This is a genomic window from Variovorax paradoxus, assembly GCF_030815975.1.
GTDB classification, from domain to species: domain Bacteria; phylum Pseudomonadota; class Gammaproteobacteria; order Burkholderiales; family Burkholderiaceae_C; genus Variovorax; species Variovorax paradoxus_N.
Genome location: NZ_JAUSXL010000002.1, coordinates 1,721,263 through 1,736,518 on the forward strand (window position 1 = coordinate 1,721,263; position 15,256 = coordinate 1,736,518).

Consider the following 15,256-nt stretch of genomic DNA (forward strand, 5'->3'; position numbering starts at 1 on the left):
TCCCAACCGTACGCGTCTTCGCCGCATTGCTGCTCTCAGCCAGCACGCTGCTCGCCGGCTGCGCCACCAAGCTCGCCCAACCCATCACCGGCTACACCTGCTGCAACCTGCGCCCCGACTACGGCTGGGTCTCCAGCACCAACATGCTCGGGGGTCCCATCGTGCCGGCGGGCGAACCCGCGACGCTCGACACCGTGAAGCGCGACACCTACTTCTTCGGCACCATCGGTGGCGACTACATCTCCATGCGCGACGACGCGGCGCGCAGCAAGGAAGATGCTTTGCGCTGGGTGCGCCAGATCGTCGTGCCCACCGATCCCAAGGTGGCGCTCGCCAGCTGGAGTCCCGAGGTGCAGAAGGCGGTGTATTCCGCCAAGGTCATCATTGGCATGACGCGGCCCCAGGTGCTGATGTCTCTCAGCTATCCCTCGCGCAATGACACCAAGGACCTGAACGCCAATACGTGGCGGTACTGGACGATCCAGGAAGACGAGCCGGTCGATGTGCTCTTCGGCGCCGACGGCACGGTCAGCGGCTTCTCGGGCAAGCCCTCGGCGGTTCGCACGGTTGAGTTCAGGCGCTGATCATGATTTGTTCCACCGGCGTGCCTCGGCGCACGCGCATGGCTGTGGCCGCAGCCCTTGTCGTTTCTCCGCTGGTCGCATTGGCTCAGCAGACGCCGACGACGCCCCAACCCTTCGTCGAGCAGCAACGCCAGCAGGAACGCGAACGCGCCCTGCGCGAGCAGAACGAGCGCACGGTCGACCAACGGCTGCAGGCCGCCCCACCCGCGCCCACCCAGCGCATACCCGAGACCGAGTCTCCGTGCTTTCGGATCGACCGCGTGCTCCTGGTCGGTGAGCAATCCGAGGCCTTCCAATGGGCCGTCTCTGATCTTTCAGGGCCGGACGGGGACGATTCACCCCTCGGCCGCTGCCTGGGCACCGCCGGCGTGAACGTGGTGCTCGCACGCGCCCAGCAGGCGGCCATCGCCCGCGGCTTCGTCACCACCCGGGTGCTGGCCGCGCCGCAGGACCTGTCCGCTGGCGCCCTGATCCTTTCGCTGGTACCTGGGCGCATCGCGGCCATCCGCCTGACGCCGGATTCTTCCTCGACGCTGCTCGGCAGTTCCGCCTTGCTGGCCACCGCGATCCCCGCGCGGGTCGGCGACCTGCTGAACCTGCGCGACATCGAGCAGGGGCTGGAGAACCTCAAGCGCGCGCCCACGGCCGAGGCCGACATCCAGATCGAGCCCTCGACCGCCCCCGACGCCAGGCCGGGCGACAGCGACCTGGTGGTCAAGTACGTGCAGGCCCGCAAAGTCCGCCTGACCCTGAGCCTGGACGACAGCGGCACCGAGGCCACCGGCCGCTACCAGGCCGGTGCCACGGTGTCCCTGGACAACCCTTTCGGCCTGAACGACCTGTTCTACGTCAGCGCCAACCACAACCTCAATGGCCACGTCTTCAGCGACCCGGCCAAGGGCACCGAAGGCCAGACGGTGCATTACTCGCTGCCCTATGGCTACTGGATGCTGGGTCTCACGGCTTCCAACAGCCAGTACCACCAGCGCGTGGCCGGGCTGAACCAGGACTATGTCTACGCGGGCAAGACGAACAACGCCGAGGTCAAGCTGTCCCGCTTGATCTACCGCGACCAGCGCCGCAAGACCACGCTGGCGCTGAAGGGCTTCCGGCGCGAATCGCGCAACTTCGTGGACGACACGGAGGTCGAGGTGCAGCACCGGGTGGTGGGCGGCTGGGAGCTCGGGCTGAACCACAAGGAGTTCATCGGCGACGCGACCCTGGAAGGCACGCTGGCGTACAAGCACGGCACGGGCGGTTTCGGGTCCATCGCGGCGCCGGAGGAGGCGTTCGGCGAGGGTACCTCGCGCATGCGGCTGTACACGGCCGACATCAGCCTGAATGCACCGTTCAAGCTCGGCGAGCAGAAGCTGCGCTACTCGGGCCTTATCCGCGCGCAGTGGAACCGCACGCCGCTGACGCCGCAGGACCGTTTCGCCATCGGCGGGCGCTACACGGTGCGCGGCTTCGATGGCGAGACGAGCCTGATGGGCGAACGGGGCTGGCTGATTCGCAACGACATCGGGTGGGCCATGGGACAGAGCGGGGCGGAACTGTATGTCGGCGCCGACTACGGGCATGTCGGCGGGCGCTCCACCGCGGACCTGCTGGGCCGCAGCCTGGCGGGTGCGGTCATCGGGGTGCGGGGGCAGTGGAGCAAGCTGAGCTATGACTTCTTCGTGGGGGCGCCCATAAGCAAGCCGGAGGGGTATCGAACGGCCAAGACCACTTTCGGCTTCAATCTCAACGCAAGCTTTTGATAGAAGCTGGACCGCCACGCACCGAGAAACAGCCTGAGATCACCTGGTCCGCCTCAAAAAATCTTCGAAATTATCCGAATGAGAGGGAGCGCCATGAAACGCATCATCACCGTCTGCACCGTCGCAGTCATGCTCGTTGCTTGCGCCGGTCGGCCGAAGCAAGCGACCAATGAAGAGCCAGAACCGCTGTCACATCCGCGGGTCGAGATCGTCTACAACGCCAAGTGCGAGCTGGGAGTTCTGGATACCGGCGCGACCCCGACGGTCGGGTTCGGCGGTTTGCTCGGGCCGGTGGGAGTGCTGGTGGCGATTGGCGCGGACGCTGCCAGTCGCAGCAACTCGATCAACCAGGTCGCGGGCCGCAGCAAACGCTTCCAACAGGCCATAGAAGAAAGCCAGGGCGAGTTGACGCTTCATCGGGAATATGCCGAACGCCTGGCCGAAGCCATGCGCGCGACAGGTCGCGAGATCAAGCTGACGCCAAGTGATCGCGCCACGGGCGCCGCGCGAAAAATGGAGCTCGCCGGCCTGACGGCCACGCCGGGCTATGAGGTGATGCTGTTGCGCATTACTGCCGGCTACGGAGCACCGAGCTTGACCGCGGACTTCCGGCCCATCATTGTGGTGGAGTACGCGCTGCGCGACGACAAGCTCCAGCCCATCACATGGAACTCGGTCACGTCAAACCGGGGCAGTCCCAGCTACTTTGCTTATGACACCTTGCTGACGGAAAACAAGGCGGCATACGAGGGCCTGCGCCAGGAACTGTTCGCCACCGTCGGGCGGGTGATGAACAACGACTTTCCGAAACAGGAATAACAGCAGTCGCTCCGTTCACTTCAAGGCATACCGCGCTGCCTTCGCAATGCTCCCCGCATCCACCCCGAAGAACTCCCTCAGCGCCGCGCGCGTGTCGCTGCGGCCAAAGCCGTCGGTGCCCAGCGTGAGGTAGCGGCGCCCCTCGGGCAGGAAGGCGCGCACGCTCTCGGGCACCGCACGCACGTAGTCGGTGGCGGCAATGATCGGGCCCTGGCCGGCGCCGAGCTGTTGCGCGATGAACGGCACGCCGGCGTCCTTCTTCTCGCCCGCGATCGCGCGCTGCTCGCAGGCCTGTCCGTCGCGCGCAAGCTCGCTCCAGCTCGTGACGCTGAACACCTCGGCCTCGATGCCTTCGCCAGCCAGCAACTGCGCCGCCTTGACGACCTCGGTGAGGATCGCGCCCGAGCCCATCAGCGTGACCTTCTTCTTTTTCGCCTCGCCCGAAGCCGGCGCATACACGCCGAAGCGGTAGCACCCACGCAGGATGTCCGCCTCCGCGCCTTGCGGCACATCGGGCTGCGCGTAGTTCTCGTTCATGAGCGTGACGTAATAGAACACGTCCCTCTGCTCGACCATCATGTCGCGAATGCCCGCATCGACGATCACCGCCATCTCGCCCGCAAAGGCGGGGTCGTAGGCCTTGCAGTTGGGAATGGTCGCGGCCACGAGGTGGCTGCTGCCGTCCTGGTGCTGCAGGCCCTCGCCACCGAGCGTGGTGCGGCCCGAGGTGGCCCCCAGCAGGAAGCCGCGCGCGCGCTGGTCGGCCGCGGCCCAGATCGCATCGCCCACGCGCTGGAAGCCGAACATCGAGTAGTAGATGTAGAAGGGCAGCATCGCCAAGCCGTGCACGCTGTAGCTGGTGGCCGCTGCCGTCCAGCTCGCGATGGCGCCGGCTTCGCTGATGCCTTCTTCGAGGATCTGGCCGTCGGTGGCTTCGCGGTAGCTCAGCACGGAGCCGATGTCTTCGGGCGCGTAGCGCTGGCCCACGCTCGAATAGATGCCGACCTGCTTGAACAGGTTGGCCATGCCGAAGGTGCGCGCCTCGTCGGCCACGATGGGCACGATGCGCGGGCCCAGCGCCTTGTCCTTCAGCAGGTTGCCGAGCATGCGCACGAAGGCCATGGTGGTGCTCATTTCCTTGCCGGCGGCCGCTGTCGCGAACTGCGCGTAGCTCGCGATGTCGGGCTTGGGCACCACGTCGCAGGCGGTCTCGCGGCGGGGCATGGCACCGCCGAGTGCTTCACGGTGCTGGCGCAGGTAGCGCATCTCGGCGCTGTCTTCGGGCGGGCGGTAGAAGTCCATCGCAATCGCCTGGGCGTCGGTCAGCGGCAGGCTGAAACGGTCGCGGAATTCGAGCAGGTCGACGTCGCCCATCTTCTTGTGCGAGTGCGTGGTCATCTTGCCCTGCGCGGCGCTGCCCATGCCGTAGCCCTTCTTGGTGTGGGCGAGGATCACAGTGGGCCGGCCCTGGTGCGCGGCCGCGGCGGCGTAGGCCGCATGGATCTTCACGAGGTCGTGGCCGCCGCGCTTCAAGCGGTCGATCTGCTCGTCGGTCATGCCTTCGGCCAGGCGCGCGAGCTCGGGGTTCTGGCCGAAGAAGTTGTCGCGGTTGAAGCGGCCGTCCTTGGCCGCGAAGGTCTGCATCTGGCCGTCGACTGTTTCGGCGAACACGCGCGCCAGGGCACCGCTCACGTCCTGCGCGAACAGGCCGTCCCAGTCGCTGCCCCAGATGAGCTTGATGACGTTCCAGCCCGCGCCGGCAAAGAGTTTTTCGAGCTCGTCGATGATGCGGCCGTTGCCGCGCACCGGGCCGTCCAGGCGCTGCAGGTTGCAGTTGACCACCCACACGAGGTTGTCGAGCTTCTCGCGCGCGGCCAGCGTCAGGGCGCTCATCGATTCGGGCTCGTCCATCTCGCCGTCGCCGAACACGCCCCAGACCTTGCGACCTTCGCAGTCGAGCAGGTGGCGGTGCGTGAGGTAGCGCATGAAGCGCGCGTGGTAGATCGAGCTGATCGGGCCGATGCCCATCGAGCCGGTGGGGAACTGCCAGAAGTCCGGCATCAGGTAGGGATGCGGATAGCTGCTGAGGCCGCGCGCGCCGCGGCCTTCGGTAAAGGCGGGTGCGGTGAGTTCCTGGCGGTAGTGCTTCAGGTCTTCTTCGCCGAGGCGGCCTTCGAGGTACGCGCGGGCATAGACGCCGGGTGCGCTGTGCGGCTGGAAGAAGACGAGGTCGCCGCGGTGCGCATCATCGCCCGAGTCCTCGCGCGCATGGAAGAAGTGATTGAAGCCGGTCTCGAACAGATCGGCCGCACTCGCATAGCTCGCGATGTGGCCGCCGAGTTCGCCATACGCTTGGTTGGCCCTGGCCACCATCGCGAGTGCGTTCCACCGCATCAACGAAGCCAGGCGCTCCTCGATGGCCAGGTCGCCCGGGAACGGCGGCTGGTCTTCCACCGCAATGGTGTTGACGTAGGGCGTCGCAAGCTCGGGCTGCCAGCCGATGCGCTGCTGGCGCGCGAGGCGGGCGAGCTCCACCAGCATCTGCCGGGCGCGCTGGGGCCCGTGCGCCTGGGCCAGCGCCAGGAAGGCGTCGCGCCATTCGGCGGTCTCGGCGGGATCGGGGTCGTGCGAGAGCGGCGTGTCGCGCAGCAGCGCCTGCATCTGGTCGGCGGAAATCGGGACATTCATGCCGGCACTTTAGGCCGCCAAGCGGCAAATTAGCTACTGGCGCAGGCAATCCTATGCGGGCTTCGCAGCATAAAATTCCGGCAATTCTTTACTTCGCGGCATTTCATGCAACTCGACGCCATCGACCTGCGCATTCTCGATGAGCTGCAGCGTGATGGCGCGCTCTCCAATGTGGAGCTGGCGCGCCGCGTGCACCTCTCGCCCTCGCCCTGCCTCGCACGCGTGAAGATGCTCGAGGCGAACGGCGTGATCGACCGCTATGTGGCGCTCGCGAGCGCCAAGGCGCTGGGCCTGGGGCTCAACGTGTTCATCTCGATCAGCCTCACGACGCAAAGCAAGCAGTCGCTCGCCGACTTCGAGCAGCGCATCGCGGAGCACGACGAAGTGATGGAGTGCTACCTGATGACGGGCGACAGCGACTACCTGATCCGCATCGCCGTCGCCGACATGGCGGCGCTGGAGAAATTCATCCTGGAACAGCTCACGCCGATTCCAGGCATCGAGAAGATCCGCTCGAGCTTTGCGCTCAAGCAGGTGCGCTACAAGACGGCGCTGCCACTGCCCCGGTAGGGGCAGCGATCAGAGCGCAATCGGTCAGAGGCCGATCAGGCCGCCGTCATCCTTGGTGATGACCACCGTGGCCGAGCGCGGGCGGCTCTTGGCGCCGTCCGGCCAGTGGCTGATGTAGCCGTCCGGATTTGCGATGTCCTTCGAACCCTCGCCCGGATGCTGGATGTTCACGAACAGCGCACGGCCATCGCCGGATTCGGCAATGCCGGTGATCTCGCAGTCCTTCGGGCCGACCAGGAAGCGGCGCAGGCCGTCGGCACCGGGCGCCTTGCCCACGAAGGTGTTCTGCGTGCGCGTGGTAGCACCGTCGACGTTGGTGACCGTCCTGGCGCCGCCGTCGCCCACCTGGCCGGGCAGTGCGGCCAGCAGCATGCAGTTGGTCACGTCGGTGTAGGCGCCGTCGTCGGTCTCCAGCCAGAGCAGGCCGGCGGTGGCGTGGCTGAACCACATGCCGTCGGGGCTGGAGAAGTCGTTGTCGGCGCTGAGCTGCGACAGGTTGACGTCGGCCGAGGCGGTGGAACGCGCGCCGAACAGGTACACGTCCCACTTGAAGCTCAGCGAGGCCGGGTCGGCGTTGTCGTCGGCGAAGCGCACGACGTGGCCGTTCGGATTGCCCTTCTGGTCCGAGCCGGCGGTCGTCTTGTCGTTGTAGAACCGCGGATTGGCCCCGTCGGTGGCGGTGATGGGGCGCGAGGCGGCGTTGGTGTTGGTGAGCGTCACGTACACGTCGCCGGTCTTCGGATTGACGGCCGTCCACTCGGGGCGGTCCATCCTGGTGGCGCCGGCGGCATCGGCGGCCAGGCGAACGTTGACCACCACGTCGGCCGCGTCGGCAAAGGCATAGGCCGGATTGCTCGCGGTGATGCCGTTGACGCCGAGCTTCAGCTCGAGCCAGACGCCGCTGCCGTCGGCGTTGAACCGGGCCACGTAGAGGCGGCCGTCGTCCAGGTACTTGTCCCCGGCCGCGATGCCGCCGCCGATGTCGGCCGCGTCCCAGTTCTTCGTCGAGACGAACTTGTAGATGTACTCGTTGCGCGAGTCGTCGCCCATGTACCAGACCAGCGGCTTGCCGGCCACGACCGGGCCGAGGCAGGCGCCTTCATGGCCGAAGCGGCCGAGCGCGGTGCGCTTCCTGGGCGTGCTGGCCGGGGTGAAGGGATCGATCTCGACCACCCAGCCGTAGGTGTTGGCGCCGTTGCGGAAGTCGTCGGTCGCGCTGGCGCCGATGACTTCGGTGTTCCAGCGGCCGTAGAGGTTGTCGGCGGTGTCGGGCGTGACGGTGGCCCAGAGTTCGCGGCCGGTGCTGGCAACGCCGTAGCGGCCGAAGCTCACGATTTCCCTGGCGCTGCGCTTGGGGTCGTCGGTGGCCTTGATGCGGCGGAAGTAGCCGGCCCAGTTCTCTTCGCAGGTCAGGTAGGTGCCCCAGGGCGTGGTGCCGTTGGCGCAGTTGTTGAGCGTGCCGCGGGTCTTGCTGCCGTCGGTCGAATACTTGGTCTTCAGGTAGTCGGTCCTGGCGGCCGGGCCCGAGAAGGCCATTTCGGTGAGCGTGTGGACGCGGCGGTTGAAGCTCGAATCCTGCTTGTAGCTCCAGGCGCTGCCGCTCTTGTTGATCTCGACCACGCTCACGCCGTGCAGGTAGAACTCGCGCAGCACTTCGTCGGCGGAAGTGCGGACCGCGGCGTTGCCGGTGCCGCTGATGGTCTGGCCGGCGGGGTGCAGGAACAGCGGCGTGATGGCTTCGTGGTTCATCACGAGCAGGCCGCGCGCGGCGCTGGCTGCGTCCCACTTGTTCGACGCGTTCATGCCGAAGAAGGTCATGCCGTCGTGGTGGTCGCCGGCGCGGCGGTCATAGGTGGCCGGATCGTCGGTGCCGTCGTTCTTGTAGGCGGCCACGCCCGCGGCGATCGGGTCGCCCAGGCGATAGAGCACGCTGGCGGTGTAGCCGGCGGGCACGGTGACCACGTCGGCAAGGCTCTTGGCCACGGCGTTGAAGCCGAGCTTGGCCGGTGCGGGGGCCGGCGCGGGAGCCGGGGCCGGGGCCGGCGCGGGGGCGGGCGCCGGTGCGGGCGGAATGATCGGGAAAGCCGTGCCGCCGCCGCCGCCGCAGGCCTGCAGCAGCGCCGTGCTGGCGGTGCCGACGCCCAGCCCGAACAGTTGGCGACGGCTCAGGCGCGATGCAACCAGGTCGGTGAAGGACGGATTCGACGTGGGGTTGGTGCCGATGTCGTCGAGGTCGATGCCGTTGGCATCGGTACGGGTGTTTGCGGTCATGCGCAATCGCTTTCGTGGGTTGAAATCAACCCGCGAAGTTAGGCACTTCGCATGACACCCGCGTGAATATGCTCGCCCCCAAGCTGCGCGCACTTCGTGTCGCTTCGCCAACCCCCTACCGGGGGCAACACCAGTGGCCCGGCAAAGCCGGTTCCACGGTGTTTCTGAAAGGGAGCGCGCCGCGCCGCCATCAAGGCGCCGGCATTTGCCGCGGCCACAGCGCCCACAGGCGCAGCGGCTGGTTCATGCTGGCGGCCAGGCGGCCGGCGTCGGCGCCGGTGCCAGCAAAGTAGTCGGCGCGCACGGCACCGAGGATGGCGCTGCCGGTGTCCTGCGCCACCACCAGCTTCTGCAGTTGCGCCGCGGGCCCGCTCGACGCAAGCCAGACGGGCGTGCCGTACGGAATGCTGTCGCGGTCGACCGCGATCGAACGCCCGGCGGTCAGCGGCACGCCCTGCGCGCCGCGCGGGCCGAAGGCGGCGTCGAGCTCGCTCATCGTTTCCTCGCGGAAGAACACATAGCGCGGATTGCTCCACAGCAGCTGCGTCACGCGCTGCGGGTTCTGCGCGGCCCATGCCTTGGTGTCGTCGGGCCATTTGCCGACCTTGGCCACGCCCTGGGCGATCAGCCATTGCTGCACGCTCTTGTACGGCTGCTCGTTGGTGGCCGAGAAGGCCACGCGCACGGTGCGCTGGACGCCGTTGGCCTCGGTGATGCGAAGGCGCCCGGAGCCCTGGATGTGCAGCATCAGCGCGTCGATGGGGTCGGCCATCCACGCGATCTCGCGGCCGCGCAGCGCGGCCTGGGCCTCGGGCAGGGTTTCGATTTCCTGCCGGGTGTACCAGGGGCGGCGCGGCACCAGGCCGTCCGGCGCCTGGTAGATCGGAATGCTGAAGGCGGCGCTGGGCACGCGCGAGGCTTCGTAGACCGGCTCGTAGTAGCTCGTGAGCTTGCCTTCGCTCGAGCCTGCGAGCGACTCGACGCGGTAGGGCTGCAGCCTGTCGGTCATCCACTGGCGCTGCTCCTCCGGCGTGGCGATGGCCAGCTGGCGCACGTCGCGGCACAGCGGCGCAAAGGCGGCGTTGGGCCGCGCGCAATTGGCCAGCAGCGCAATCCAGGCTTCGTGCAGCGGGTCGTCGCCGAAACCCGGCAGTTCCGACCAGCCGACGGGCACCCACCGGCTCTTGGGATGCGCGAGCGAACCGGTCAGCGGGCCCAGGTCGCGCGGCGGCGTGGCGGCGGGCCGAGCCGGCGTGTCGGGCGCGCGCGGGGCCATCGAGCAGCCGGCCAGCGTTGCTACGATCGTGAGCCCAACCAGCCACTGGAGTCCATTTCTCATGGGTTTGATTTTGCTTGAAGCCCTCGGGGCCGGACTCGTGTTCATATTGATCGTCTGGTGGACCATGTTTTCCGGCCGAAAAAAGGGCGAACTCCACGACGACGACGAAGCCGCCAATGGCAACGGACCCGACGAAAAGAAGGATCTGCCGCCCAAAGCGTGAATTCATTGCGTAGCCGGTAGCCGCAGGGGCATGTCGGAAAACAGCCTGCCAGCTATTACTTTAGTAGCAATCATCGCAGCATTCACGGGGCTTTGCAGAAAGTTTTCTTCTTTCCTGCAGGTTGGGAAGGCCGTACCATGGCATGCTCGCCGAAGCTAAGCTGTGGCCCGCCTGAATCAACCTTGAAAGGGATTGCCATGAAAAAGTTTGTACTCGCCGCCACCGCTGCCGCCCTCGTTTTGTCCGGCTGCGCCGGCGGAATGACCGACACCCAGCGCAACACCGGCATCGGCGCCGGCATCGGCGCACTGGGCGGCGCGGCCATCGGCTCCGCCACCGGCGGCAACCGCGGCGCCATCGGCACAGGGGCCGTGGTCGGTGCCGCAGCCGGCGCGCTCGGCGGCTACCTGTGGTCGCAGCGCATGGAAAACCAGAAGCGCCAGATGGAAGCCGCCACCCAGGGCACCGGCGTGGCCGTGACGCAAACCCCGAACAACGAGCTCAAGCTCCAGATCCCGAGCGACGTGTCCTTCGACGTGGGCCGCGCCAACATCAAGCCCAACTTCGCGCCGGTGCTCGACCAGTTCGCGGGCGGCCTGCGCAACAACCCGAATGCCGAGGTGCGCATCATCGGCCACACCGACAGCACCGGTTCGGACGCCATCAACAACCCGCTGTCGGTCGACCGCGCCGCCAGCACGCGCGACTACCTGGTGGCGCGCGGCGTGAGTGCCGCGGCCTTCCGCATCGAAGGACGCGGCTCGCACGAGCCGATCGCCGACAACAACAGCGATGCCGGCCGGTCGCAGAACCGCCGCGTCGAGATCTACGTGGGCGAGCGCGCGCCGCGCGGCTGACCGGATCGATAGATAAAAAGAAAGCCGGCCGTGCGGGAGCGGCCGGCGCCCATTGCCATCGTTTCAATGTTCATACGGAGAGAGGGAAAACTCATGAGGAAGCTTGTTGTTTCGGGTGCGGCTGCGGCCGCATTGTTCGTTGCGGGGTGCGCCTCGCAATCGCCCGCGCCGGGATCGGCCGCCACTCCAGCCGCCCAGACGGCCGCGCCTGCGAACAGCTGGACTGCGCGCCTGGCGGCGCTCAAGACCGAGCTGGAAAATTCGACCAAGGGCACGGGCGCGGTGATCGAGCAGACGGCGGACAACCAGCTGCACCTCGTGATTCCCAATGAACTGTCGTTCGACGTGGGCCGCGCCAACGTGAAGCGCAACCTGGCCCAGGTGCTCGACAAGGCGGCCGAAGGCCTGCGCAGCGCCACCGCGGCCAGCGTGCGCGTGGTGGGCCACACCGACAACACCGGCAGCGAAGAAGGCAACGAGCGCCTCTCGGTGAGCCGCGCCGACAGCGTGCGCAACCACCTGGTGAGCCGCGGCGTCTCGACCACGGCCATCACCACCGACGGCCGCGGCTCGCGCGAGCCGATCGCCGACAACGGCACGCCGGCCGGCCGTGCCCAGAACCGCCGCGTCGAGATCTTCGTGGCGGAAAAGGTCTGATCTCCTAGAGATCCCTGAGGCGGTTGGCCAATTCGACCGCCGATTTCACTTCCATCTTGTCGAACACGCGCGCGCGGTGGACCTCCACCGTGCGCACGCTGATGGCCAGCTGATCGGCAATCAGCTTGTTCGGCAGGCCTTCGACCACGAGCCGCATCACGTCGCGCTCGCGCTCGGTCAGTTCGGCGATGCGGCCGGCCAGGCCGCGCCGGGCGCGCTGCATCTCCAGCGCCCGCAGCGAAGCGCCCAGCGCCTGCTCGATGCGGTCGACCAGGGCGTTGTCGGAGAACGGCTTCTCGCAGAAGTCGAAGGCGCCGCGCTTGACGGCATCCACGGCCGTCGGCACATCGGCATGGCCGGTCAGGAAGATCACGGGCATGGCCTGCAGCAGGCCGCGTTCTGCGAGCCGGTCGAACAGCACCAGCCCGCTGGTGCCGGGCATGCGCACGTCCAGCAGCAGACACAGCGGCTGCTCGGGCAGCGAGCCTTCGGCCAGGCGCAGCTCGAAGGCCTCGGCGCTCGCGAAGTGCTCGCTCTCGAGGCGGCGCGAACGCAGCAGCCAGGCCAGCGCCTCGCGCACGCTGGCGTCGTCGTCCACGATGAAGATCAGGCCGTCGATCAGCGGTTGCATGTCATGTCGATTTCAGAAACGGGCACAAAAGCCTGGGGGTTGTTCATGTACTCGGCAGGGTAAACCGGAACACGGTGCCGCGGGGCCGGTTGGGCTCGAAGACCAGCACACCGCCATGCTGCTCCACCACGGTGCGGCACAGGCTCAGGCCCAGCCCCATGCCGTCGGCCCGCGTGGTGAAGAAAGGCGTGAAGAGCCGATCCGCCACCTCTTCGCTGATGCCGCAGCCGAGGTCCGCCACCGCAAACTCCAGCCAGCGCCGCGCATCCTCCGCGCCCGGGCCGCCGACCGCGACCACGCGCGACACACGCAGCCGGAGCACGCGGTCGCCCACGTGCTCCGGCGTGTCCATGGCCTGCATGGCATTGCGCGCCAGGTTGAGCAGCACCTGCTCGACCAGCGTGCGGTCGCACACGGCCGCGGGCAGGCGGTCTTCGAACACCACTTCGATGCTCACGCCGAGCTTGCGCGCCTGCAGCCGCACCAGCGGCAGCACGGCGTCGATCAGCGCCTGCGGCGCCACCGCCTCGCGCGTGCGGTCGCGGCGGCGCACGAAGTCGTGCACGCTGCGGATCACCTGGCCGGCGCGGTCGGCCTGCTCGGCAATGCGCCGCACCGCCATGGCCACTTCGGCCTGCTCGCCCTTGGCGTGCGGCCCGAGCATGTTGAGCGAGCCAGTCGCATAGCTGGCGATGGCGGCCAGCGGCTGGGTGAGTTCGTGGCTCAGCAGCGAGGCCATTTCGCCCACCGTGGCAAGCCGCGCGCTGGCCTGCAGCCGCTCCTGGCTGGCGCGCGAGAGTTCCTCGATGCGGCGCTGCTCGCTGATGTCGATGAAGGCGCTCATCCAGCCGGTCTGCACGCGCTGCGCGTTGATCAGCGGGGCCTCGAAGATGAGCACCGGAAAACGCGTGCCGTCCTTGCGCATGAAGACCGACTCGAAGCCCTCGCGCGGCGGCATGCCGCCGGCCAGCCGCCGGGCCTGCCGCTGCTGGTATTCGTGCGCCAGCTCGGTCGGCCAGTAGGGGGCTTCGATGTCTTCGCCGCTGCCGGCCATCAGCTCTTCGGGGCTGAAGCCGACCATTTCGCAGAACGCGGGGTTCACGTAGGTGATGCGCCCCTGCAGGTCGCGTGCGCGCAGGCCGGTGATGACCGAGTCTTCCATCGCCTTGCGGAAGGCCAGCGCGTCGGCCAGGTCGCGCTCGGCGCGCAGGCGGCGGCGCGTGTCGCGCGCGAGCAGCACCAGCACCGAGACCAGCGCAATCGAGATGGCCGTGACCAGCGCCGTCAGCACGTTCGGAAAAAGATCGGGTGCGGCGCGCCAGCCGTCGACGCGCAGCATCAGCGCGGCGCCGGGCAGGTCGATCAGCTGCTGCGAGGTGAAGACGCGCGTCCCCATGCGGCGCGAAGTGCCGAGCGCCACCAGCCGCGTGCCGTCGGTTTCGGTAAAGGCCACTTCCTGGCCGCGCGTGAGCGTGTGGCCGACCAGTTCGATGAGCGTGTCGCGCAGCGAGTAGCTCGCCACCAGGAAGCCGCCCGCGTCGATCGGCACGCAAAGCTCCATCACCTCGACGCCGCCTCCGCCGAGGATGGGCACGTAGTGGCTCGGCGAATAGGCCGGCGCACCGAGCTTGCGCGCGGCGGCGCAGGCGAGCCCCACGTCGGACTGGTCGGCGCCGCGGCTCTCGTCGGCGATCAGGCGCATGCGGTAGGGCGTGTTCACCGCTTCGAGCGGACGCAGCGCAGCGTCGCGCCATTCGAGCCGGAGCCACTCGCGGTGCTCGCGCAGCAGCGAGGCCGCGGCTTCGGGCCAATGCGCGCGGTCCAGGCCGGAAGCCTGCGTGGCGCGCAGACTCTGGGCGTTGCGCTGCAGGCCGATGCGAAGATCGGACACCGCATCGGCGGTGTCGCGGTCGAGTGTCGCCTGCACCTGCTCGACCTCGTGCCGCCCCGCGAGCCACACCACGGTGATCAGCAACGCCGACACCAGCACGGCCAGGATCAGCCAGAGAAACCAGCGCTGCCAGAGCGAGCGCAGGCGCGCGAACGCCGACAGCGCCCACCGCGGCGGTGCGACAGGCAAGGCCTCTTCCATCTAGAGCACGCAGTGGGACAAGACGGGCAGCTGCGCGCGCATGCGCTCGATCTGCCCGGCATCGATGTCGAACAGAACCACGCCTTCTTCGCTGGCCTGCTGCGCCACCACGGTGCCCCAGGGGTCGACCACCATCGACTGGCCCCAGGTGTGGCGGCCGTTCTCGTGCGTGCCGCCCTGCGCGGGCGCGACCACCCAGGCCAGGTTCTCGATGGCCCGCGCACGCAGCAGCACCTCCCAGTGCGCGGCGCCGGTGGTGCGGGTGAAGGCGCTGGGCACCAGCAGCAGCTCGGCGCCCTGTTTGGCGAGCGCGCGGTAAAGCTCGGGAAAGCGCAGGTCGTAGCACACGCTCATCCCCACGCGCCAGCGGTGGCCGTCGCGCGAAGGCAGGTCGAACACCACGGGCGTGGCGCCCGGCGCGATCACGCGGCGCTCGTCGTAGCGCTCGGTGCCGTTGTCGAAGAAGAACAGATGGATCTTGTCGTAGCGCGCCACGCATTGGCCGTCAGGGGAGTAGCACAGCGAGCTGTTGAACACGTGCTCGGCATCGCCGCTGTCGATCGGCAGCGTGCCGCCCACGATCCAGAGCCCGAACTCGCGCGCCGCATCGGCGAGAAAGCCCTGCACGGTGCCCGCGCCGGCGGTTTCGCGCAGGCCCAGCTTGTCGGTGTCGCGTGCGCCCATCATGCAGAAATACTCGGGCAGCACCGCCAGCTCGGCGCCGGCCGCGGCGGCTTGCGCGAGCAGGCTGTGGGCGCGTGCGAGGTTGGCTTCGCGGGCGATGGCCGACACCATCTGGATGGCTGCGACTTTCATTGCGTGGTC

Annotated in this window: 13 protein-coding genes; 7 read left to right on the forward strand and 6 right to left on the reverse strand. The window is 68.0% G+C overall.

Translation table 11 applies throughout. The features are described 5' to 3' along the window. Positions 1–26 precede the first annotated feature (26 nt). From QFZ47_RS11875 to QFZ47_RS11885, 3 genes are all read left to right on the forward strand, one after another. On the forward strand, positions 27–584 hold the full coding sequence (locus QFZ47_RS11875) for a hypothetical protein (RefSeq protein WP_307655815.1): 558 nt from the start codon (positions 27–29) through the stop codon (positions 582–584). 38 nt (positions 585–622) lie between these two features. Then, a complete protein-coding gene (locus tag QFZ47_RS11880) occupies positions 623–2,344 on the forward strand; it encodes a ShlB/FhaC/HecB family hemolysin secretion/activation protein (protein WP_307658930.1) in 1,722 nt (573 codons plus the stop codon). Positions 2,345–2,437: 93 nt separating this feature from the next. After that, positions 2,438–3,163, forward strand: a complete 726-nt coding sequence (locus tag QFZ47_RS11885) for a hypothetical protein (RefSeq protein WP_307655816.1) — start codon at positions 2,438–2,440, stop codon at positions 3,161–3,163. 15 nt (positions 3,164–3,178) lie between these two features. Here the strand turns inward: QFZ47_RS11885 and mdeB are convergent, their stop codons facing one another. Continuing rightward, positions 3,179–5,851, reverse strand: coding sequence for an alpha-ketoglutarate dehydrogenase (gene mdeB / locus QFZ47_RS11890; RefSeq protein WP_307655817.1), 2,673 nt, complete (start codon positions 5,849–5,851; stop codon positions 3,179–3,181). Positions 5,852–5,956: 105 nt separating this feature from the next. On the opposite strand from mdeB, the gene QFZ47_RS11895 reads away from it, so the two are divergent. Further along, positions 5,957–6,421 (forward strand): Lrp/AsnC family transcriptional regulator, encoded by a 465-nt coding sequence (locus tag QFZ47_RS11895; protein ID WP_047785924.1) that lies wholly within the window; start codon positions 5,957–5,959, stop codon positions 6,419–6,421. A 24-nt stretch (positions 6,422–6,445) separates the two neighbouring features. On the opposite strand, the gene QFZ47_RS11900 is transcribed toward QFZ47_RS11895, so the two are convergent. Both QFZ47_RS11900 and mltA read right to left on the reverse strand, forming a co-directional pair. After that, positions 6,446–8,692, reverse strand: a complete 2,247-nt coding sequence (locus QFZ47_RS11900; protein WP_307655818.1) for a PhoX family protein — start codon at positions 8,690–8,692, stop codon at positions 6,446–6,448. A gap of 190 nt (positions 8,693–8,882) precedes the next feature. Then, complete coding sequence (mltA, locus tag QFZ47_RS11905; protein ID WP_307655819.1) at positions 8,883–10,031, reverse strand: murein transglycosylase A; 1,149 nt, start codon at positions 10,029–10,031, stop codon at positions 8,883–8,885. Between mltA and QFZ47_RS11910 the strand changes: the two genes are divergently transcribed. From QFZ47_RS11910 to QFZ47_RS11920, 3 genes are all read left to right on the forward strand, one after another. Next, entirely contained in the window at positions 10,030–10,194 is a 165-nt protein-coding gene (locus tag QFZ47_RS11910; protein ID WP_307655820.1) for a hypothetical protein, read from the forward strand. The two genes, mltA and QFZ47_RS11910, sit on opposite strands and share 2 nt — an antisense overlap. Positions 10,195–10,391: 197 nt before the next feature. Continuing rightward, positions 10,392–11,051, forward strand: coding sequence for a YiaD family glycine zipper/OmpA-like lipoprotein (locus QFZ47_RS11915; protein ID WP_307655821.1), 660 nt, complete (start codon positions 10,392–10,394; stop codon positions 11,049–11,051). Positions 11,052–11,144: 93 nt separating this feature from the next. Then, positions 11,145–11,708, forward strand: coding sequence for an OmpA family protein (locus QFZ47_RS11920; RefSeq protein ID WP_307655822.1), 564 nt, complete (start codon positions 11,145–11,147; stop codon positions 11,706–11,708). Positions 11,709–11,712: 4 nt separating this feature from the next. On the opposite strand, the gene QFZ47_RS11925 is transcribed toward QFZ47_RS11920, so the two are convergent. The 3 genes from QFZ47_RS11925 to QFZ47_RS11935 are packed head-to-tail and all read right to left on the reverse strand — an operon-like array spanning position 11,713 to position 15,247. Then, entirely contained in the window at positions 11,713–12,339 is a 627-nt protein-coding gene (locus QFZ47_RS11925; RefSeq protein ID WP_307655823.1) for a response regulator transcription factor, read from the reverse strand. 43 nt (positions 12,340–12,382) lie between these two features. After that, positions 12,383–14,431, reverse strand: a complete 2,049-nt coding sequence (locus QFZ47_RS11930; RefSeq protein WP_307655824.1) for a two-component system sensor histidine kinase NtrB — start codon at positions 14,429–14,431, stop codon at positions 12,383–12,385. Continuing rightward, positions 14,432–15,247, reverse strand: coding sequence for a carbon-nitrogen hydrolase family protein (locus tag QFZ47_RS11935; protein WP_307655825.1), 816 nt, complete (start codon positions 15,245–15,247; stop codon positions 14,432–14,434). Positions 15,248–15,256: the final 9 nt, after the last annotated feature.

What these genes read in the sequence shown, in the direction of transcription:
- QFZ47_RS11885 (WP_307655816.1), top strand. Translation starts at nt 2,438, where the DNA reads ATGAAACGCATCATCACCGTCTGCACCGTCGCAGTCATGCTCGTTGCT.
- mdeB (WP_307655817.1), bottom strand. Translation starts at nt 5,851, where the DNA reads ATGAATGTCCCGATTTCCGCCGACCAGATGCAGGCGCTGCTGCGCGAC.
- mltA (WP_307655819.1), bottom strand. Translation starts at nt 10,031, where the DNA reads ATGAGAAATGGACTCCAGTGGCTGGTTGGGCTCACGATCGTAGCAACG.
- QFZ47_RS11915 (WP_307655821.1), top strand. Translation starts at nt 10,392, where the DNA reads ATGAAAAAGTTTGTACTCGCCGCCACCGCTGCCGCCCTCGTTTTGTCC.
- QFZ47_RS11910 (WP_307655820.1), top strand. Translation starts at nt 10,030, where the DNA reads ATGGGTTTGATTTTGCTTGAAGCCCTCGGGGCCGGACTCGTGTTCATA.
- QFZ47_RS11920 (WP_307655822.1), top strand. Translation starts at nt 11,145, where the DNA reads ATGAGGAAGCTTGTTGTTTCGGGTGCGGCTGCGGCCGCATTGTTCGTT.
- QFZ47_RS11925 (WP_307655823.1), bottom strand. Translation starts at nt 12,339, where the DNA reads ATGCAACCGCTGATCGACGGCCTGATCTTCATCGTGGACGACGACGCC.
- QFZ47_RS11880 (WP_307658930.1), top strand. Translation starts at nt 623, where the DNA reads ATGGCTGTGGCCGCAGCCCTTGTCGTTTCTCCGCTGGTCGCATTGGCT.
- QFZ47_RS11935 (WP_307655825.1), bottom strand. Translation starts at nt 15,247, where the DNA reads ATGAAAGTCGCAGCCATCCAGATGGTGTCGGCCATCGCCCGCGAAGCC.
- QFZ47_RS11895 (WP_047785924.1), top strand. Translation starts at nt 5,957, where the DNA reads ATGCAACTCGACGCCATCGACCTGCGCATTCTCGATGAGCTGCAGCGT.
- QFZ47_RS11900 (WP_307655818.1), bottom strand. Translation starts at nt 8,692, where the DNA reads ATGACCGCAAACACCCGTACCGATGCCAACGGCATCGACCTCGACGAC.
- QFZ47_RS11930 (WP_307655824.1), bottom strand. Translation starts at nt 14,431, where the DNA reads ATGGAAGAGGCCTTGCCTGTCGCACCGCCGCGGTGGGCGCTGTCGGCG.